This window comes from Marinimicrobium sp. ARAG 43.8, from assembly GCF_050113635.1.
GTDB lineage: Bacteria > Pseudomonadota > Gammaproteobacteria > Pseudomonadales > Cellvibrionaceae > Marinimicrobium.
The window spans coordinates 691617-711861 of the sequence record NZ_JBNJLT010000001.1 but is presented as its reverse complement, the minus strand read 5'-3'; the positions used below and the strand labels follow the sequence as shown (position 1 = coordinate 711861).

Annotated in this window: 19 protein-coding genes and 2 pseudogenes; 13 read left to right on the top strand and 8 right to left on the bottom strand. The window is 57.6% G+C overall.

Annotated features, from left to right (window positions below; all coding sequences use genetic code 11):
* Nucleotides 1-81: 81 nt before the first annotated feature.
* Nucleotides 82-1935 (bottom strand): bifunctional metallophosphatase/5'-nucleotidase, encoded by a 1854-nt coding sequence (locus ACQCLF_RS03035; RefSeq protein ID WP_426984836.1) that lies wholly within the window; start codon nt 1933-1935, stop codon nt 82-84.
* A 212-nt stretch (nt 1936-2147) separates the two neighbouring features.
* Here ACQCLF_RS03035 and ACQCLF_RS03030 point away from each other — a divergent pair, with 212 nt between their 5' ends.
* Genes ACQCLF_RS03030 through glpK form a run of 5 tightly spaced genes read left to right on the top strand, consistent with a single transcriptional unit; the run spans nt 2148 to nt 8698 of the window.
* Complete coding sequence (locus tag ACQCLF_RS03030) at nt 2148-3512, top strand: deoxyguanosinetriphosphate triphosphohydrolase (protein WP_426984835.1); 1365 nt, start codon at nt 2148-2150, stop codon at nt 3510-3512.
* Nucleotides 3513-4502: a hypothetical protein gene (locus ACQCLF_RS03025; RefSeq protein ID WP_426984834.1), complete on the top strand. Its 990-nt coding sequence runs from the start codon at nt 3513-3515 to the stop codon at nt 4500-4502.
* A gap of 10 nt (nt 4503-4512) precedes the next feature.
* Nucleotides 4513-6366: an SLC13 family permease gene (locus ACQCLF_RS03020; RefSeq protein WP_426984833.1), complete on the top strand. Its 1854-nt coding sequence runs from the start codon at nt 4513-4515 to the stop codon at nt 6364-6366.
* Between the two features lie 33 nt (nt 6367-6399).
* Nucleotides 6400-7227 carry a CLCA_X family protein gene (locus ACQCLF_RS03015; protein WP_426984832.1) on the top strand — a complete coding sequence of 276 codons (828 nt, stop codon included), beginning with the start codon at nt 6400-6402 and terminating at the stop codon, nt 7225-7227.
* Complete coding sequence (gene glpK, locus ACQCLF_RS03010; protein ID WP_426984831.1) at nt 7220-8698, top strand: glycerol kinase GlpK; 1479 nt, start codon at nt 7220-7222, stop codon at nt 8696-8698. The genes ACQCLF_RS03015 and glpK overlap by 8 nt, the downstream gene beginning before the upstream one ends.
* 337 nt (nt 8699-9035) lie before the next feature.
* Here glpK and ACQCLF_RS03005 read toward each other — a convergent pair whose 3' ends face one another.
* From ACQCLF_RS03005 to ACQCLF_RS02995, 3 genes are read right to left on the bottom strand one after another with little or no spacing between them, the layout of a single operon-like run.
* A complete protein-coding gene (locus tag ACQCLF_RS03005; RefSeq protein WP_426984830.1) occupies nt 9036-9212 on the bottom strand; it encodes a YrhK family protein in 177 nt (58 codons plus the stop codon).
* A gap of 13 nt (nt 9213-9225) precedes the next feature.
* Nucleotides 9226-9681 (bottom strand): carboxymuconolactone decarboxylase family protein, encoded by a 456-nt coding sequence (locus ACQCLF_RS03000; RefSeq protein ID WP_426984829.1) that lies wholly within the window; start codon nt 9679-9681, stop codon nt 9226-9228.
* A gap of 51 nt (nt 9682-9732) precedes the next feature.
* A complete protein-coding gene (locus ACQCLF_RS02995) occupies nt 9733-10545 on the bottom strand; it encodes a helix-turn-helix domain-containing protein (RefSeq protein ID WP_426984828.1) in 813 nt (270 codons plus the stop codon).
* Between the two features lie 249 nt (nt 10546-10794).
* On the opposite strand from ACQCLF_RS02995, the gene ACQCLF_RS02990 reads away from it, so the two are divergent.
* From ACQCLF_RS02990 to ACQCLF_RS02980, 3 genes are all read left to right on the top strand, one after another.
* The gene (locus ACQCLF_RS02990) at nt 10795-11052 is read left to right on the top strand and encodes a winged helix-turn-helix transcriptional regulator (protein ID WP_426985224.1); all 258 of its coding nucleotides are present in this window, start codon (nt 10795-10797) and stop codon (nt 11050-11052) included.
* Between the two features lie 128 nt (nt 11053-11180).
* Nucleotides 11181-11615: an FMN-dependent NADH-azoreductase gene (locus tag ACQCLF_RS02985; RefSeq protein WP_426984827.1), complete on the top strand. Its 435-nt coding sequence runs from the start codon at nt 11181-11183 to the stop codon at nt 11613-11615.
* Nucleotides 11616-11938: 323 nt separating this feature from the next.
* Complete coding sequence (locus ACQCLF_RS02980; protein ID WP_426984826.1) at nt 11939-12406, top strand: hypothetical protein; 468 nt, start codon at nt 11939-11941, stop codon at nt 12404-12406.
* Nucleotides 12407-12455: 49 nt separating this feature from the next.
* Here ACQCLF_RS02980 and ACQCLF_RS02975 read toward each other — a convergent pair.
* Nucleotides 12456-12578, bottom strand: a pseudogene (locus ACQCLF_RS02975) (flagellar protein FlhE); the annotation flags it as partial.
* Nucleotides 12579-13104: 526 nt separating this feature from the next.
* The gene (locus tag ACQCLF_RS02970) at nt 13105-13728 is read right to left on the bottom strand and encodes a TetR/AcrR family transcriptional regulator (RefSeq protein WP_426984825.1); all 624 of its coding nucleotides are present in this window, start codon (nt 13726-13728) and stop codon (nt 13105-13107) included.
* A 135-nt stretch (nt 13729-13863) separates the two neighbouring features.
* Between ACQCLF_RS02970 and fabF the strand changes: the two genes are divergently transcribed.
* Nucleotides 13864-15132 (top strand): beta-ketoacyl-ACP synthase II, encoded by a 1269-nt coding sequence (gene fabF / locus ACQCLF_RS02965; protein WP_426984824.1) that lies wholly within the window; start codon nt 13864-13866, stop codon nt 15130-15132.
* Nucleotides 15133-15143: 11 nt separating this feature from the next.
* The gene (locus ACQCLF_RS02960) at nt 15144-16208 is read left to right on the top strand and encodes an alkene reductase (RefSeq protein ID WP_426984823.1); all 1065 of its coding nucleotides are present in this window, start codon (nt 15144-15146) and stop codon (nt 16206-16208) included.
* Here the strand turns inward: ACQCLF_RS02960 and ACQCLF_RS02955 are convergent.
* Entirely contained in the window at nt 16178-16696 is a 519-nt protein-coding gene (locus tag ACQCLF_RS02955) for a DinB family protein (RefSeq protein WP_426984822.1), read from the bottom strand. The two genes, ACQCLF_RS02960 and ACQCLF_RS02955, sit on opposite strands and share 31 nt — an antisense overlap.
* Nucleotides 16697-16716: 20 nt before the next feature.
* Entirely contained in the window at nt 16717-17313 is a 597-nt protein-coding gene (locus tag ACQCLF_RS02950; protein ID WP_426984821.1) for a LysE family translocator, read from the bottom strand.
* A 112-nt stretch (nt 17314-17425) separates the two neighbouring features.
* On the opposite strand from ACQCLF_RS02950, the gene ACQCLF_RS02945 reads away from it, so the two are divergent.
* The 3 genes and pseudogenes from ACQCLF_RS02945 to ACQCLF_RS02935 form a co-directional block, all read left to right on the top strand.
* Entirely contained in the window at nt 17426-18826 is a 1401-nt protein-coding gene (locus tag ACQCLF_RS02945) for a PLP-dependent aminotransferase family protein (protein ID WP_426984820.1), read from the top strand.
* A 486-nt stretch (nt 18827-19312) separates the two neighbouring features.
* Complete coding sequence (locus tag ACQCLF_RS02940) at nt 19313-19942, top strand: hypothetical protein (RefSeq protein ID WP_426984819.1); 630 nt, start codon at nt 19313-19315, stop codon at nt 19940-19942.
* A pseudogene (locus ACQCLF_RS02935) lies at nt 19854-20243 on the top strand (hypothetical protein); the annotation flags it as partial. The gene ACQCLF_RS02940 and the pseudogene ACQCLF_RS02935, both read left to right, overlap by 89 nt.
* Between the last annotated feature and the right edge of the window lie 2 nt (nt 20244-20245).

Here is a 20245-nt window from a genome sequence, read left to right as displayed (position 1 = left end):
ATGCGCCTCCGTTGGGCAGCATCGCTCGGGTGTGAACGATGCTGGTGCAATCAACAACGGCGGTGAGTGGTGCGCTGGCGGTTACTCGAAAGCGCGGGTACTGAATTGGGACGCCGCGGGCGCGGGCAGGGCTTGCCCTTGAGCGTTAGCGTCGCGCAGCCTGTCGATCAGCGGTTGGGCATAGTGCATGCCGGACGTTTCCAGCACGCGGGCACTGGCAGCAAGCTGTCGATAACCGTCGCCACCGCTGGCCAGATAATTTGCGGTGACCAGCGTGTATCGTTGCTCGTTATCGATGGCCTGCCAGTGTCCATCGTCGTTTTGTATATGCACCTGTGTGACCCGTTGTCCGGCGTCCGCCTGACGGTTCACCTGAAAACGCAAACCGGACGCGTAAGGATAGGCACCGCTGGAGCCGGTGGCATTCAGTGCGTAATCTACCGCCTCATTTAACACGGAGTGAAGTTCGGCCCCGCTTAACGACACGGTTAACAGTCGGTTTTCGAAGGGCAGAATGCGCTGCACATCGGCCCGGCTGACCCTGCCTTTGTACAGATGGCCGCGTACACTGCCCGCGTTAATCAACGCCATATCCGCCGTCGGAAAAGCCCGGTGAATGGACTCGACCACGAGCGTGGCGAGCGGACTGCCAAACGGCAACGTATCGGGGCCGTTGCAGTCAGCCTCGCCGGGAAGTCGGCTCTGACACAGGGTGTTGGACACCGCCCCGAGCCGGTCCTGTCGCAACGCATCCACGGCGGCGCTAAAAGGTGCGAGCGCTTTGAGGGAAGCCTCATTCGGTGTTACCCAGCGCAGAGCGCGAGTGTGGCTCAGGGGCTCGCGAAGCGCGGCCTGATCGCTGTCGGGCAGAGGCCGCCACTCATTATCGGTGTGGCGATAGAGAAGAGTCGGGTCAGTGGGAATCAGCGGTTGTCCGTCACAGTGGGTCACGCGCCCGCTGCGATCAAACTGAACATCAAGCCGCCCCATCACCCGGGCATACTCGCCCGCTTGTACCACGCAGACGAGATCCCCATCCCGGTTGTGTGCCTGAGTGGGGTAGGGGCCTTCCGGCACGAAGCCAGTGGGCGGGAAGTCGTCAGCGTCGCCCAGCAGAGTGTGGGAATCGCCCCCGACAATGATATCCACACCGCTTAATTGTTGCGCCAGGCGCAGGTCGTTGCGGTACTGATAATGTGTCAGCAGCACAATGTGGTGCACGCCGCGAGCTTGCAGCGCATTAATCGTTTCCTGCGCGGTGGTGGTTTCGTCGAGAAAGCGAGTGTCCGGGTCCGGACTGGAGGACGCTTTGGTTTTTCCGGCGAGGGTGAGGCCGATCACGGCAATGGTATGGCCGTTGCGCTCGAACAGCGCGTAGGGTGGGATCGGTGGATGGTTCAGGGGCGAGGCCGGCCCAGGGCGCAGGTTCGCGGAAACAATGCGGGTTGCACAATCGTCGCGGCGCAACGCGTTTAGAAAACGCGCCAGGCCAGCATCGCCTTTGTCGAACTCGTGGTTACCGGGTACAAAGGCATCAAAACAGATGGCGTTCATCAATGCCGCGTCGGCTTCACCCTGAAACGCATTGAAATAAGGCGTGCCGGTAATGGCGTCACCGGCGTGCAGTTTAAGCACCGCTCCGGCTGCCCGGGCTTCTTGACGGAACAGCGACGCTAACCGTGCAAAGCCGCCCACGTGCAGTTGAATGGCGGCGGGCGGCTCGCCGGCGTCGGTTCGGGCTGCCAGCAGGGGCGCGTCGGTCAGGGCGTCCAGCGGGTAGATCAACGACTCGCCTTCGAGGTGCGAGTGATGGTCGTTGATGTGCAGCAGCGTCAGGTGCAGCGGCTCGCGCTGCTCCGGACTCTGGCAAGCCGCCAGCCATAGGACAATGCCAACGCCGCTGAGCAGCCAGGTGGTGCGATACAGGTGCTTCATGGGTGGTCTATCCTCTTGCGGTCGTGCGGCTAAAGGTTCAAATCCTAGGGTGGGTTCGTTAAGCAAAGATGACGCCACTATTTTGGACGCTACTATCTTGGACGCTGCTATCCTGAACGCCACAGTCCCGCAAGGCGTGTGGGCCGGTGTTTGTGCGGCGATGGAGAACTGGGGTACATTTGGCCGGTTGAGGCGATGATCAAGGTGGGATTATGACCATGAACTGGGAACAGTTACTGTGCGCGGACCGGCTGGGCCGTCGCCCGGCCAAAAGTGAGGAAGGGCGTTCGCCGTTCTATTCGGATCACGACAAGATCGTGTTCTCCGGCGCGTTTCGTCGGCTGGCACGCAAAACGCAGGTGCATCCGCTGGCCTCCAACGACCATGTACACAACCGCCTGACGCACAGCCTGGAGGTGGCCTGTGTCGGGCGCACGCTGGGCATGCGCGTGGGCAATGCGCTCCAGGAGCACGGTGAATTGCCCGAGCCGTTATTGCCCACCGATATCGGCGATATCGTGCAGTCCAGTTGTCTCGCTCACGACATTGGCAACCCGCCGTTCGGTCACACCGGTGAAGACGCCATTCGCAACTGGTTCCAGAAAGAAGGCGCGGCGTATCTGGAAGGGCTCGATGAGGTCGAGCGCGATGATGTCCGGCTGTTTGAAGGCAACGCCCAGAGTCTGCGTGTGTTGACCACGCTGGAATACTACCAGTATGAAGAAGGCATGCGCCTGACGTACGCGACCCTCGCGGCCGCCATTAAATACCCCTGGACCGCCACCCCCAGCGTTCGCAACCAGCGCCCGAAAAACACCAAGTACGGAGTGTTCCAAGCTGAGTTGGATTACTTTCACGAGATTGCCGAGCGCACCGGCCTGTTGCCGCAGGGCGATGACTGGTACTGCCGTCACCCTCTGGTGTACTTGATGGAGGCCGCCGATGACTTTTGCTACGGTATCCTCGACCTGGAAGACGGGCTGGAAATGGGCATCCTCGGGTGGGCGGAAATTTACGATATTCTGCGCCCCATCATTCCGTCGGAGCAGGTGGCGGAACTCGAACGCGCGCTGAAGCGCGTAGACGATGGCCGCAAGCCGGCGGTAGTGCGCGGCAAAGTGATCGGCGCTTTAATTGATTCCGGCGCCGAGGCTTTTATGCGGCATCGCCAGGACTTTCTGGCCGGACGGGTAACCGGCGATTTGATTTCCCTGTGCGACGCCCCGGTGCGCTCGGCGGTGCAGGCCGCCAAAGACCTCGCGCGGGACCGGATTTTCAACCACGCCAAACGGGTGGAACTGGAGATCGGGGCCTATAACACCATTGGCACGTTGCTCAGTACCTTGTGCGGGGCGGTGGATGCGCTGCTCAGCGACCCGAGCCGGGTCACCTATAAAGATGATCGGGTACTGGCACTCATCGGCAGGAACAATTTTCACCCCTCCGTTTTTCAAAAGACCGGTCACTATAAATACCAGGCGTTGATGGCAGTGATCGACTACATCAGCGGCATGACCGATAACTACGCGACCAACCTCGCCAAGCAGTTCAATGGCATGGGTGAGGTGCGTTACTGAATGCGCCGTCCCGGCCACAGGTTCAATCGCTGGTATAAGCGCGATGTGGTATTGCTGCTTTATTTGCCGGTCACGCCGCTGTTTTTTATCGGCGGACCGGACTGGTTATCGTCGCCTTTGGTGAATGCATTGTGGAATCAGGGGCACTGGTTATTTTTCGCCGGTGTTCTGTTCTGGTGGCAGGCGCGTTGGCCTTTATCCCATCCCCGGCAATGGTTGCTGGCCACGCTGGTTGTCTTGCTGGTGAGTGCGGTGATCGAAAGTATTCAATCCGTGGTGGGTCGTCAGGCGGGCTGGGCCGATGTGATCAATAATGTGATCGGCACCTGGCTGGGCCTTTTCTGGGGGCAGCGAGCCGGTGCGCCCGGCGTGCGGAATCGAAGAATCGCACAGTGCATTTGGGTCGGTCGTCTATTGGCGCTGGCATTGATGCTGTGGCAATCCGCCTCGGTGTGGCACACGGGGCTGGCGCAATGGCAGCAGTACCGGCAGTTCCCCGTGATCGGAAATTTTGAGCAGGCGTCGGATGCGATGTTCTGGCGCGGGCGTGTCGAGCGCATTCGAACGCCTGTGGACGAAGGCCGTTACAGTCTGGCTGTGACGGTGGGCGGCGACAAGGCGAGCCGATACAGTGGTGTCCACCTGACCTATTTGATGGGCGACTGGCGCGGTTACGACACGCTGCGTTTTTCCATCTTCAATCCGGCAGAGCCATTGGCGATAACGCTGCGTATTAATGACATTGAACATGATCGGACCGACCATGCGTACGATGACCGTTTCAACGAACGTGTGCAACTGGTACACGGGTGGAACCGGATTCGCGTCAACCTTCGCGATGTGCAGCGCGCACCGCAGAACCGCCGTATGAATATGGGCCAGATCCGGCGTCTGCTACTCTTTACAACAGAACAAAAAGCGTCGCAACGACTCTATCTGGATAACGTACGGCTCGAAGCGTCCATGCGGGCCGCCCAACCTTCTTCATGAGCGCACGACTATGACAGTGGAACAAGTCACCATACTGCTGATTCTCGGTGCCAGTATCGTACTGTTCGTCTGGGGACGATGGCGGCACGATATGGTGGCCATGGCGGCGTTGCTGGCCTGTGTGTTTACCGGCCTGCTGCCGGGTGCGGAGGCGTTCGAAGGGTTTGGTCACGGCGCGGTCATTACCGTCGCCTGCGTGCTGGTGCTGAGCCGGGGCCTGCAAACCACAGGTGCCATCGATGTGGTGGCGCAGAAACTGTTGCCCCGGAATGTCGCGCTGCCGCTGGGTATTGCGTTGATGACGGGGTTGGGGGCTGTGCTCTCGGCGTTTATGAACAACGTGGGGGCGCTGGCACTGCTGATGCCACTGGCGATGCAACTGGCCCGCCAGCAAGGCAAACCACCGGGCGTTATATTGATGCCCCTGGCGTTTGGCACCATTCTCGGCGGCATGACCACCCTGATCGGTACGCCGCCGAACCTGATCGTGGCCGGGTTTCGCGCCGACGTGGCCGATACCCCGTTCCGCATGTTCGATTATTCTCCGGTGGGCGTCGTCGTCGCGCTGGTCGGGGTGGTATTTATTGCGCTGGTCGGTTGGCGGTTGGTACCCCGCCGGGAAGCGGCGGGCGCCGAAAGTTTTGAAACCGCTCATTACCTGACCGAAGTGCGCGTGACCGAGGAAAACGACGCGGTGGGCAAACCGCTGCGCGAGCTCGAAGAACGGCTGAACGAAGACGAAGCACAGATTGTCGGCCTGGTGCGGAACCAGGTTCGTGTTCAGGCGCCGAGTCCGGGGCGGGTGCTTCGCGCCGGGGATATCCTGATTCTGGAAGCGGAGCCCGAGGCTCTCTCATCCGTACTCTCCGGGCTTGGCCTGGCGCTGGAAGAGCGCGTCGAAGCGAAAGAGGAAGCTGAGGAAGAAGCCAGCCAGTCCCACAACACTCGCCACGCGGTCGATTCCCATACCGACAAAACGGAGGAATCAGAGCACCGCCCGGACGACAGCGATGTCGCCATTCAGGAATGGGTGGCGCTGCCCGATTCCGATGTGTTGGGGCGCACGGCCCGCGACATGCGATTGCGCAGCCGCTTCGGCATCAGCGTGCTGGCGGTATCGCGGCAGGGAGAACGTTCGGTCAAGCGGCTGCGTTCGATTCGCGTGCGCGCCGGAGATGTATTATTGCTGCAGGGCACCAGTGAAGCCATCAGCGCGTTCGGCAAGGCGTTCGGTTGCATTCCCCTGGCCGAACGTTCCATTGGTGTCCCCGACAAAGGCAAGGCGCTGCTGGCGGTGGGCATTATGGCCGCCGCGATTCTGGCCGCCGCTGTTGGGTTGGTGCCAGCGGCGGTGTCGTTTGCGGCGGGCATGCTCGCCTATATGGTGACCGGCATTCTTCCGCTGCGTTCGATCTATCAATCCATTGATTGGCCGGTTATTGTGTTGCTGGGAGCGATGATTCCTGTGGCGGGCGTGATGGCGACGACTGGCGCGGCGGATTACCTGGCGCGCTGGCTGCTGGAAAACATCGCGCAGGGGAATGCGGTAGCCGCGGTAGTCATCGTTATGGTTATTACCATGACGTTGTCGGACTTTATGAATAATGCAGCGACGGCGGCGGTCATGTGCCAGATCGCACTCAGCAGCGCGGCGGTACTCTCAGTGAACCCCGATACATTACTGATGGCTGTTGCCATCGGTGCCTCCTGCTCCTTTTTGACGCCCATCGGCCACCAGAACAATACGCTCATTCTCGGTCCGGGCGGTTTTCGGTTTGGTGACTACTGGCGCCTTGGCCTGCCGATGGAAGTGATTGTGGTGCTGGTGGGCACCCCGGTATTGTTGTGGGTATGGCCTCTGTAAGAGCGGCCTCTGTAAAACTGTTCAGGAGAGTTGATGTCTTCCCGATCCTCACTGTTGAACCGCCGCTTTCACCGCAGCGCGCCCGCTTCCCGGGCGGGCGGTCACTCCTTTCTGGATATTCGTCGGCGCTTCCACTTCCGGGCCATTACCCTCGGACGCTGGGTGACCGACGAGGAAAAAGCGCGCGCCGCCAGTTTGTTCTACGATGCGCTCTGTGACCTGATGACCATTCTGGGCGGACCGGAAGCACTGGTCTCCCTGCGCGGCTCTCTGGCCCTGCAATACGGCACCGGTGGACGCCGGGGTGTGGCGGCCCATTACGAACCTGCCACTCACACCTTTGCGCTGGCGAAAAACGCCGGGCCAGGCAGCATTGCCCACGAATGGTTTCATGCGTTCGATCATTACATCGGTGGTCACGCGTTTTCCGACGCGCCCGGTCAATTTGGTTCCAAAGCCTGGGTGGCCGATGCCACTCCCGTGGTGCACCCGTTGAATGACTTGCTGTGCGCCTGCTACCGCAGCGTACTGGTGAGTGAGTCCGGGAAGGGCCCGAGCCTTCTGTTCGAACGCTCGGCGGCACGGGACCGCGAACTGGGCACGCTTTACTATGCCCTGCCGGAAGAAATGTGTGCCCGAGCGTTTGAATCTTTTGTGCAGGACTCACCGGTTAAAAACAGCTTTTTGGTGAGCGGCACAAAGGAGTCCGAGGAAGCGACGCTCGGGTTGTATCCGCACGGCGAGCAGCGCGAACGTATCAACCGCGCGTTCGGTGATTATTTTTCGCAGTTGGGGAAAGCATTGCGTCGTACCGCATCCGCTCAACAAACCCGAATCGATAACAGGAGCACTCATGTCTGATCTGATTTTGGCCATCGACCAGGGAACCACCAGCAGCCGTGCCATCGTCTTCGACGTCAACGGTCGTGAAGTGGCCAAGGCACAGCAGGAGTTTTCCCAGCACTTCCCCGACGACGGCTGGGTGGAGCACAACCCGGAAGAAATCTGGAAAGTCACTACCGAAGTCTGTCGCAAAGCACTGGCGGCCGTACCCGATGGGAAAAAAGTTCACGGCATCGGCATCACCAACCAGCGCGAAACCACTGTCGTGTGGGACAAGGACACCGGCATCCCCACCTATCCGGCCATAGTCTGGCAAGACCGCCGCACCGCCAAACACTGCCGCGAGTGGCGCGACGAAGGCGTGGAAGACGATATTCGGGCGCGCACCGGGCTGTTGCTCGATCCCTACTTTTCCGCCACCAAAATCGCCTGGATTCTGGATAACGTTGAAGGCGCGCGCGCCAAAGCCGAGCAGGGCCAACTGCTGTTCGGCACCATGGATACCTGGCTTATCTGGAAATTTACCCAGGGCCGGGTCCATGCCACTGATGCCACCAACGCCTCGCGCACCCTCCTGCTCAATATCAACGACCAGTGCTGGGACCCGGTACTACTGGAACGCTTCAACATTCCCAAAGCCATGCTCCCGGACGTGAAAGACTGCGCGGCGGACTTCGGCACCGCGACCGAAGGCCTCGGCGGAGAAGAGCTGCCCATCGCCGGCGTGGCGGGCGACCAGCAGGCCGCCGTGATCGGACAAGCCTGCTTCGAACCGGGCATGGTCAAAAGCACCTACGGCACCGGCTGTTTTGCCTTGATGAACATCGGCGACACTCCACGTCTTTCCCAACATCGCCTCCTGACCACCGTGGCGTACCGCCTCAGTGGCAAAGCTGTGTACGCCCTGGAGGGTGCCATCTTCGTCGCCGGGGCGGCCGTCCAATGGCTGCGCGACAAACTCGGCATTATTCAGGAAGCGGCTGAAACCGAGGAGCTGGCCGCCAGCCTCACCTCCAACCGCGGCGTGTACCTGGTGCCGGCTTTCACCGGCCTTGGCGCGCCGCATTGGGAACCCGAAGCGCGCGCCCTCATCTGCGGCCTCACCCGCGACAGCGGCCGCGCGGAACTGGCCCGCGCCGCGCTCGAAGCCGTCTGCTACCAGACCCTCGACCTGCTCAGCGCCATGGAAGACGACGCGGGCGAACGGCTGGAAACCTTCCGCGTCGACGGCGGCATGGTCGCCAATAACTGGCTGCTGCAAGCACTGGCTGACATCGTCGACGTACCCGCCGAACGCCCCGACATCATCGAAACCACCGCCCTCGGTGCCGCCCGCCTTGCGGCACTACAGTTGGGGCTCTTCGATAGCCTGGAAGAGCTGGCCGAACGCTGGACCCTGGACCGCCGTTGCGAACCGGCGTTGGGGAAAGAAGAGCGGGAGAAAATGTTGAAAGGGTGGCACGCGGCGGTTGAGCGGACACGGTTGTGAGTGAGGTGGAAGGCGAATTCGAGGGGCTAATGCCCCTCGACCAGATCGGCAACGGAGTTTTCCATAGGTCACAATGTGATGCACAAGTTCGAAGTGGACGATGTTATGGCACAAGCGGAAAAAGCTGGTGCCAATATTGTAAAACCCGGCAGTTCTAGCTCCCTTGGGGGCAGGGGCTTCCGTTTCTCCGTGTTATCTACCAATATTGAACGTTAGGAGACTAAAATTGAACAATTTAAGAAAATCGTCGATGCAAATATAAACCAGGGATGGATTTTTCATTCCGCGACTTCTGATTATGCAGGAATTGATGGAATGATTTTACTGTTTAGAAAGGCTAAGGCGTTGTCCGCATAACATCGACAAACATAAGCGCGGATCCGAACATAAAAAGCCAGACACCTACCGTGGCGTAATTTGCAAAGGTGGGCAGGAACAGTGTGCTGCCGAAGAAGAACGAGAGGCTGGACACCAGGCCCAGCCCGTTTTTCCGAAAACGTTGCGCCAGTTTCATTTTCACCATCCAATCACGATGAGATGTCGGGCTGGAAATGGAAGCTGACGGCAATCCGGTTCCAGCTGTTTATCTGTAGTATGACGGTAGTGAGCTCGATCAGCCCGCTTTCGCCAAACGCATCCACGGCGGCCTGAAAGGTTGCGTCATCAATTTCTTTCTGGCTGATCAATGTAAGTGCTTCGGCCCAGGCCAATGCGGCGCGTTCCTGCTCGGTGAAACAGGACAGCTCTCTCCAGGCGGGCAGTACGTCCAGTCTGGCTTGTCGCTCGCCGTCGGCTCGGGCTTCATCGGCGTGCATTTTCTGGCAAAAGCCACACTGGTTGAGTTGTGAGCAACGCAGTCGGATCAAGTGTACCAGCTCGGCGGGTAATGCGGCGTTCTCGGGAACGTCTCCTAACGCGGTCAAGTGTTTTACCAAACGGGGGCATTGTTTGTAGAGCGACGGTTGTGAAATTCTGGGTTGCATGGGGATCTCCTGATAACGGGTGTCTGCGCTTATGATAGGCACAGGCCTCTTTTATTCATTGGAGATTTGCGACAGTTTGCGCAGGCGATACTGCCGTGGGGTTTCGAAGGTGTGTTGCCGAAAGGCGTTGGTGAAATGAGCCTGGTCAAAGTAGCCACAATCAAGTGCGATCTCGCTGAGGCCGGCGGCGCTGGTGATTAGCTGGCGCCGCGCTTGCTTTATTTGGGCAAAGTTGTGGACCTGATTGGGCGTAAAGCCCAGATGTCGACGGAAATGTCGCTCCAGTGTGCGGCGGGTCAATCCAATCCGGTCGGCGAGTTGTTGCGGTGGAAGCAGGGTTTTTGATGACTCGGTTAGCACCGCCGATAATGGGTAAGCCGGTTGATGCGCTTCCGGGATTAGCCCGGCGAGCCAATGCTCAACCGCTCCGATTTGTTGCACGCTGGTGAGCTTGGGCAGGTGGTCCATTAAACGCTGTAGGTGGTCCCTTTGGGGCAAAGCCAGGTCCAGCAAGTCGATGTCGGCGTTCTGCACCTCGTTGACAGCGTCACCCAGCAATGCCGTGGCGCCACCGGGCCGGAAGCGGATGCCGATGTAACGCTTCGACAGGTCCCAGCGGTGAGTGAGAACTTGAGTATTGTGGAAGTAGCGAGCGTTGACGTGGTGGTCGTGTATCTCAAATGTGAGGCTGGTGCCCGCATCGGGGTACAGTTTTTCTTCAAGGTCCAGTAGATGAGGATTACTGCGGTTTGTCGCCCATAAACACTGAACCCACTCACAGAGGGGGGGTAACGGCGAGGTCAACGCGACGTCGATATAGGAAAAGCTGGCCGCAGGTATCACATCAAGCTGTTGGTAACGCATGTACCTCCCCTTTACGAGAAAGTCAGGGTGTGCGGATAGTAAACTGATTTTAGCACTTTATTGCCACTAAAAGCGTGTCATAAGAGCGCTGGCAGAGTTGACTCGCTCACTGTCTGGCGAGGATAAGCCAGCAGCAGGTATCGTAAACGGTGATGCAGCGGTATGATGATACGCAAGCGCATATTCTGCAGAAACCCGAGAAAGCTGAGGAAAGCCTCTTGAGAACCCTGTCCTCTTCCCCTTCATCCGCTGGTCGCGACCCACTCGCGGAGCACCAGCGGATACTCCGAGCTGCAAGCGGTATTGTCCAGGATTTCTCCCCAGACATTGACACTTCAGCTCAAGCAACTGGAAGCCGATGGATTGATTGAACGTCAGGTTTTTGCGGAAACACCCGTGCGGGTGGAGTATCGGTTGTCGACGTTTGGTCACACCTTGTCGGACGTCATGGACAGTCTTGAAGCCTGGGGACAACGCTATTTGGAGTACCGTAAAACCCACCTCTGAGTCACTCACAACCTTGTGAGTGACTCACAGTTTTGGTTCTGGATACCCGCCTCGATCTTCGCTGACAATAGTGCAACACACAGCACTGAATTGCGGAGGTTTACCCTTGAAACAGCTCCTTGTTATTAATGCCAGTGGCATTGGCCGAAAGCGAAACCCTGCTGAACGAAATCGAAAGCGCCGATGCCATTGTGTTCGGTATACCCATGTACAACTTTGGCATGCCGGCGCAACTCAAGGCATACTTCGATCAAATTATTCGGGTCAACCGTTCGTTTGCCTTTGATGCCAGCGCCGAAACGCCATACCAGCCCCTGCTGGCCGACAAGCCGGTTACCGTGATGGTGTCGGTGGGGGATGGCAGCCTTTTACCGGGCGGGGCGTTGGAGTCACTGAACTTTCTGGAGCCGCACCTGCTTACGATGTTGGGCTTTATTGGCCTGCACAGCGTGGAATTTATTCGCGTGGGGTATGAGGAATATCAGGATGAACGACTGGCTCAGGCGCTGCAGCTGGCCGAGCGCGCGATTGATCGATTGAATGTGGGGCTGGAAACCGCGTAACGGGCTCATAGGACATGTGTTGAGGCGATCATGTCTGTTGGTGATCGTTAGGCAAGTCATTTCCGCTATGAGGTCAATTATTGCCGGTCCAACATTCTTATGTTTCTTTATACGTCAATTTCAGAGCGTACTTTGGTGGATGTCCATCCGAAGGGAAGGGCCAGCTTTTGTCTGGCTCGGATATTTTAATGGCTTTTGAATTTCTGGCCTGTTAATTGCCTATGTTTAATTGCGGCGTGCCTTACAAATCACCGTTGTCACTGTAAGTATATAGGTTGTGTTACAGCTTAATCAAAAGTCATAGGAATATAAGGAGTTTTTTCATGTTTACCTCTGGTGTCGGATATTATGAGAACTCTGCTGCTTTTGCCTATCGAAACTCGACGGAAATCGGTTCCTCCGGAGGTGACGGAGCCCCCCTATTTATGACAAAAAAGCTGATGGCCGAGAAGGCTGAAGGTATGGCGTCTATTCTTGAAAAAGTTGAGTCAGATAAAAATTTTGCCAAGGAAATGGTGACGTTATATCGGAACACTCCAGACCGAGCCATGTTTAATTTGGAGGAAGCGTTATCTTCTCCCGAGGGATTGAGTTTCATTCAAGACAGGACGGCTCAGTTCAATGAAGACGCTAGAAAGGTTTCTATGCGGCGCGAAGAACTATATAGTGAAATGCGGGCGAAAAATTTTAATGATGCAGAGATTTTCAAAGCGTTACTGGAGTTTAATAATTCATTGCCTGCTGAGTATAAGCAAATAGCAGGTATTGTTAAGGTTGACACAAAAATATGACAGGAGTGACGCGAACGATAACTTTTGCGACACTCCTGTTAATTAAGGTTTATTGGTAGTTGACAATAACTTGGTTAGATTGCCCGTAAGCAACGGGGAATAGTGAACCGCTTCCTGATACTAAAAAAGCATAAACGAAGTTGTTGTTTGCGTTTAAGCCATTGAAGTTAGATAGTGATCCTGATTAATGCGAGGATACGTCTACACACGCTGTAGTATCAATATATCAGAGGTACACGGAAAGTCCCGAGGGGGTATAAGACAAACTCCATGAATAATTAACTGACGTTATGGTTGACCCGGCAGGAACTGAACCCAGTACTGGAATTGAAGTGCTGTAAAGCACTCCACGCTGATTAATATTATCCCCAACTCTGCTATTCACCCATGCTCCACTGCTTAACAATACTGGATCTTCAGCATGACCCATCGAAACTATTTCTTCACCCATGGCTACCTGAGAGTAATATGGAATTAGAAAAATACACCCCAGGAAAAGGTTTTAAAAAGTTTTAAACATAATGCTTCCTCCATTTAGCAATTATTCAAAAAACCATGAAAAATGGCGTGCTAGGTATTTATGCAGGAGAGACGGAACCAAATAAATAAGCCTGCATCATTTTAGAGATAGTTCACAAAGTGGTTCTGGTCAAGGTTAGTTAGAGAGAGGGTGCTCCACGGGCTCCCCGTGAACCATCTTAAGCCAACTGAGCCTGCGGCAGCTCCAGAATCGACAGAATCTGCCCCTGAGCGGCCGCCAGGATACGCTCCTGTTCGTCTTCCCGTGAAATGCTTTTGGCGATAGCGACGGCGCCGACCATGGCGGCAAGGATGGAGCGGGATTTGTCTGCCACGACAGTCGGTTCGGGTTTGAAGGGCAGCTTTTTCAGGCGGCTCAGCGCGGTGATGCGTCGTTCCAGCATGGTTTTCATCCGTTCGTAGGATTGCTCGTACAGCTGGCGAATGTCGTCTTTATCGCTGCCGATTTCATTGAACAGCACGGATTCGGGGCCGGGCTCAGTGCGGTCTTTGAGGGCGCCGAGGTTGAGGTAATCAGTCACCAGCGCCGTCAGGTGTTTGATCGAGAAGGGTTCTTTCGCCAGCCGGGGACGGTGGGAGCGCTGCAGGGCGTCGCTCAGGTAGGTTTTAAACAGCGCCTGTTTGGACTCGAAATGCGCATAGAACGCCCCGTGCGTCATGCGCGCGACTTTCATGATCTGGCCAATCGACACTTTGTCGAATCCATAGCGGGCGAACAGCTCTCCCGCGGATTTCAGAATCCGGTCCTTGGAGAGCGATTTGTGGGCTTTGGAATAAGGCATGAAGCGCTCCGCGGTCATCATATTATCTTGATCATATATTAACTTGGCGTAGTGTGTCTTGCGTGCCCGGCGGCTCTGTGCGGGGTATCGCCTGTGGTTTGTGTCAATGCACCTCTGAAGTCAGTGGAGAAACACATGAATTCGCCGATTGTGGTTACCGGTATGGGATTAGTCAGTCCGCTGGGATGTGGCGTGGATGCCGTCTGGCGGCGTCTGGTGGAGTCCGGATCGGGTATTCGGCCTATTGAACATTTCGCGACCGGGGATTTCCCGGTGCGCGTGGCCGGCATGGTGCCAAACCGTGAACGGGACGCGGAAGCGGGCCTGGACGAAACGGCCGTTATCAGCGCCAAAGAGCGCAAGAAAGTGGACCGTTTCACCGTTTATGCCCTGGCGGCGGCACAGGAAGCGCTGGCCCAGGCGGGCTGGGCGCCGGAGTTTGACGAGGATCAGGCCGCCACCGCCACGCTGATCGGCAGTGGTATCGGCGGGTTTCCTACCATTACCCAGGCTCAGAACACCCTGAATGAGCGGGGCTACAAACGCCTGTCACCCTTTACCGTGCCAGCGTTTCTCGCCAACCTCGCGGCGGGGAACGTCTCCATTCGGCACGGTTTCAAAGGGCCTCTGGGCTGCCCGGTGACGGCGTGCGCTGCCGGTTTGCAGGCGATTGGCGACGGTATGCGCCTGATTCGCAGCGGCGAAGCTGAGGTCGCGCTGGTGGGCGGGGCGGAAGCCTGTGTGGACCCGTTGTCACTGGCCAGCTTTCACGCTATGAAAGCGCTCTCCACCCGCAATGACGCGCCGATGGAGGCCTCACGCCCCTTTGACCAGGACCGCGACGGTTTTGTGATGGGCGAGGGTGCTGGACTGCTGGTGATTGAAACCCTGGACCATGCCCGCGCTCGCGGCGCCACGCCGCTGGCGGTGATCAGTGGCTACGGCACCAGCGCGGATGCTCATCACCTGACGGCGGGGCCGGAAGACGGCTCTGGTGCAGCGGCGGCCATCACGCGAGCACTCAGAATGGCGGCGCTGGAGGCAGACAGCATCGATCATATTAACGCCCACGCCACATCCACCCCGGTGGGGGATCGCGCCGAAATTGCGTCTTTACGTCGCGTGTTCGGCGAGCGGCTGCCCCAGGTCCCGGTGTCCGCGACCAAGTCGGCCACCGGTCATTTGCTGGGCGCTGCGGGCGGGATCGAATCCATTTTTTCCATCATGGCCCTGCGTGAGGGCTGTGTGCCTCCCACGCTGAACCTGCATACCCCGGATGAGACGATGACGGATCTGGACCTTGTGCCGCAGCGCTCACGCCGGCAAACTCTTCACCATGTATTGTGCAACGGCTTCGGTTTTGGCGGCGTCAATGCGTCGCTGATTGTCAGTAAAGTGGTTTAGAGGAGGCGGAGATGCCCACGTTGTTTGATCCGATCACTATTGGCGACCTTGAGCTTGCCAACCGCATGGTGATGGCGCCCTTAACCCGTTGCCGTGCCAGCGAAGGGCGCGTCCCCAATGACCTGATGGTCGAGTACTATGCCCAGCGAGCCACGGCCGGCATGATTCTGACCGAAGCGACGTCAGTCACGCCCATGGGGGTGGGTTATCCCGATACGCCAGGCATTTGGTCCGATGCACAGGTGGAAGGTTGGAAAAAGGTGACTCGCACCGTTCATGAAAAAGGTGGCAAGATTTTGTTACAGCTGTGGCATGTGGGCCGCATTTCCGATCCGATGTACCTTGACGGCGCATTGCCGGTCGCGCCCAGTGCGATTAAACCCGCGGGCACCGTCAGCCTGGTGCGGCCCAAAAAAGAATACGTGACACCGAGAGCGCTGGAGTTGGAAGAAATCGCGACAGTGGTGGAAGTGTTCCGTAAAGGCGCAGAGAATGCGCGCAAAGCCGGTTTTGATGGTGTTGAAATTCACGGCGCCAACGGCTACCTGCTCGATCAGTTTCTGCAAACCCGCAGTAATCAGCGTACCGACCGGTATGGCGGTTCTGTTGAAAATCGCGCGCGCCTGATGTTGGAGGTGACCGACGCGGTGTTAAGTGTGTGGGAGCCAGGTCGGGTAGGCATGCATCTCGCGCCCCGCGGTGATGGTCACGATATGGGCGATGAGAATCCGGTGGCCACGTTTGGCTATGTAGCCGAGCAGCTTGGTCAGCGCAAGCTCGCCTTTATCGCGACGCGTGAGCACGCCGGTGAAGACAGTCTGGGGCCTGCGCTCAAAGCGAAATTTGGTGGTGTTTATATCGCTAATGAAGGGTTCGATAAAACCCTGGCCACTGAGTGGCTGGCCGAAGGCAAGGCCGATGCGGTGGCCTTTGGGCGGTTGTTTATTGCCAACCCGGATTTGCCCCGTCGTTTTGCCGAAAATGTCCCTTTGAATGAGCCCCGACCGGATACCTTTTACGCATCTGGCCCGGAGGGCTATATCGATTACCCGTTCATGGAAGCGGTCAATGCGTGAGGTAACCACATCAGATCGGTAACCCCCATATCTTTCCCGGCCTGATTGAGCAACGTGGTGACCTGGCCGCGATGGTGCGTCTGGTGATTGAAAAAATGCATGACCACCAGCGCCATCGGATACTGCTTGGGCTCGGGATTGACCAGGCTGGTATAAGACAGCGTTGAGTTCAGCGTTTCATCGGTCAGGTCTGCCACCCAGTCGTCAATAGCGGCATCGGTTTCGCGCCGGGCGTCCCATAGTTCGGCGAAGTCACCGAATAGCTCATCATCCAGTCCTTTGGCCTTGAACGGCACGCCAGTAAAACGCCCGAGCCAGATGCGGTCGGCAAGCAAAATATGATTCAAGGTGCCGTGTACGGAGTGGAAGAAAGCCTTCCGGTCCGCCTTGCGTTCGGCGTCTCCCAGCGTCAGGCAGGTTTGGTAGAGGCGCTCGTTCATCCATCGGTTATAAGCGGCCATGGTGCGTGCGTAATCGACAGTCATCATGTGTTTCCCCTCTATCAGAGTCAGGCGATGATTGGATACAGCGATGCCACCAATAATAGCGCCATAAGACGGTTGAACCATAGTAGCCGCTCGCCGGTTTGCAGCCAGGTTTTCATCACCATGCCGCCCGCCGTCCACGCGACCATGATGGGCACGCCGATCAGTAAGAATACCAGTGACGCCCAGGCAGTGGTAACCGCCAGGTGGTGTGGGTCCGTGTGGGTTGCCACCAGGGCGAGACAGATCAGCCAGGCTTTGGGGTTGACCCATTGAAACAGCGTAGCCTGCCAGAAACGCATGGGGTGCGAAGCGTTGGTGTCTGACTCTGGTGCTGTGCGGGTCGACAGCAACAGCCAGGCCATATAACCGAGAAAGGCGGCGCTCAGCACCCGTAATATGATCACTGCCGAGGGGTACAGCGCCAATACCTGCCCCAAGCCAAACGCGGCTGCGAGCAACAGGGCCTGGCACCCGAACGCAATACCCACCAGATGAGGGACGGAGCGGCGCAGTCCGAAGTTTACTCCAGAGGCCATTAGCATCAGGTTATTGGGACCGGGTGTGCCCACCATCACGACGACAAAACCGGCGAGAGATAACAGCTGCTCGGTAGACATAGCATTGCTCCTTGAATAACGTCCATTGTGGACGCACACTACCGAGCAGTACAGATTCAGAAAATTGGTAATAGACCAGTACAGTTTGTAGTTCATCTATTGGGGGCCGCCGATGCTTTACCGGGAACTGGCCGCGCGTTTGCAGCGGCTGATTGATGAACAGGTGTATCCGCCGGGTACTGCGTTGCCGGGTGTTCGCCGGTTGAGCCAGCAACACGAGGTCAGTGTGTCAACGGCCGTGAGCGCCTGCCGGGAGCTGGAGCAGAACGGTGTGCTCGAGGCGCGTCCACGCTCGGGTTATTTTGTGTTACCGCCGACCTGTTTGAGTCAAACACCGCGAGTGCGTCATGCCAGTCGTCGACCCCGGCCCGTGACCGGGCAGCAGCGGGTCTTGCAGTTGGTGCAGTCGGCCAATGATAGGGATATCGTTAATCTGGGTGCGGCAATTCCTGATCCCGCTTTTATGCCAGCTGCGGCGGTGGAAAAGGCGGTGCGATTGGTGTGGCGGGAGCAGCGCCGACGCTGTATCGGTTATGAGTTTCCCCCCGGGGCGCCGGAGTTGCGCGCGCAAATTGCGCGGCATCTGGCAGCGCTGCAATGTGAGGTGGGTCCGGACCAGGTGTTGGTGACCAACAGTTGCCAGGAGTCCGTGGCGATCGCTCTCAAGCTGGTCACCCGGCCGGGCGACACGGTGCTGCTTGAATCACCGATTTACTACGGCGTGTTGCAGGTGGTGGAGTCGCTGGGTTTGAAGGCGCTGGAAATTCCCAGCGACCCCGAGCAGGGTATTTCGCTTGAAGCGTTGGGGCTGGCGCTTGAACGATGGTCGGTGGCCGCCTGTGTTCTGGTGCCGAACTTTTCCAATCCGTTGGGGGTGTGCCTGTCGGATGAGTGCAAGCAAGCGCTGCTCAAACTGCTGACAAGACATCGGGTGCCTTTGGTGGAAGATGACATTTACGGGGATTTGCCGTTCTCCGGGGTGCGTCCTCGACCAATCAAAAGCTGGGACACCGAGGGTCTGGTGTACTACTGCTCGTCCTCATCGAAAACCCTGACCGCCGGGTTGCGTGTGGGATGGCTGGTGCCGGGCAAACACCGTGCCCGCGCGGAGTACTTGCAGTTTATCAATACGGTCTGCGTGAACACGTCGGGGCAGTTGGCGCTGGCGCAGCTGTTGAAAAGCAAACAATACGCTCGCGTGGTGCAGTCGTCGGCGTTGGAATACCGGCAGTTGCTGGCGCGTCTCAGTGACCGCGTCCAGCAATGGTTTCCCGAGGGCACGCGCGTCAGCAGGCCGACCGGTGGCTTCGTGTTATGGGTAGAATTGCCCTCTTCGGTGGACACCGCCGACAGGCTCGATAACGCATTGGCAGCGGGGGTTAACTTTGCGCCGGGTAAATTGTTTTCGGTATCCGGCAAGTTTAAAAACTGCCTGCGCCTTAATGGAGCGGTGTTGTGGGACGGACGGGTGGAGCGCGGCCTGAAAACCCTGGGGCAGGTGCTGTCCGATTGAAAAAATATTCACCGTTGAAAAAAACGGCGAGTGGCGATCACTCCTGTTTTGATCGCTTATTGCTTTTCCCAAAATTTGGACTAGGCTGAAAAGGTTGTAACGGACACAGACATCCTCAATCGCAGAAATGGGATTGAGTGACAGCCGGATTGGATGTCGGAGTAGCAGGCTGGATGCTGGTGCCAGGCACCAAGGATGGGCTGTGTAGTGGTCATCATTATATGAAGGAGCAGGCACCGTGACTTTCCCACCTTTTCAACGCGTCGCTGTCGAACGCGAGCCCCCAGAGGCGGTCTTTGGGCAGCGATAAGCGCCATTGCCCTGGCATTGTCCCTGTCGTTATCCCTGGCCGTTCTTCCCTCTCGGGCTGCCGATGGCAACTGCCAAGCCGACCCCGGCTGGTTTCCCCACTCGCAAACCCCTGAGCCGAACCACGCGGCGTTTGAGAGCACGAGTAACTGCGTTTTCCATCAGTGGTCCTGGCAAATGTTCCTGTGGTTGACCCAGGATGTTGATGGCAAGCCCCGTTTCCTTACCCTGCAGTCGCCCTATGAAATGCTGGGCATGACCTCCCGAGGGTTAATGCCGAGGATGGAGAAGAGCGATGCGGCGGAGTCTTTCGATGAATATTTGCAGGTCGGCACCGATGGCATCATGGTGGATCAGAACGGGAAGGCGGTCTACTACTTCCAGTACATCGACACCACGTTTGCGAACTTCATGAAGAAGGAGAATCTGACTGACCCCGCAGTGGTGCGAAAATTCGATCCTGATACCCCTTTTCCTGTCGGCGCTGTTGAATTAAAAGTCTCCTGGAAAGTGATGCAGCCGGGCGATTATCGCTCCGATATGTTTGTGATGAATGGCGAAGTGAACCGCCTGGTCAACCGCGATGGAAAGATCGTGATTGACCCGACGCAAACCGACACCGTGCAATTGGGGCTGGTTGGCTTTCATATCGCCGGTGTGGTGAAGGGACATCCCGAAATGATATGGGCCACCTTTGAACACAAAGAAAACGCCCCGAATGTGCCCGCTGATGCCGGTCCGGATACTGTTGTCTCCAACCAGGACTGGACCTTTTTGCCGGGCCGGAACCCGGTATCGAAACTGTAACGTCAATATGGCCAATACCAATAAACTGACGCTCAACGAAGCGCGGCAAACGCTAAGCCCCGTCACTCAGGTGTGTCGGCAGTTTGAGTTTGGCAACGATCCCAATAGTCAGAGTTCGGGGGTACAAACCAACGATAATATCGCTCGGGTTGGGATCAGCCCCGAGTTTTACCTAGCCCCCGAAACGGCCGCCGGAAAACTGGTGGACAAAAGCTCTGGCCTGTTTGGCGGCTTACCCATCAAAGCGGGCACGGAAGACACGCCGATTCAGGAGGAGGATTTGCGGGATACGCGGCAGAACCC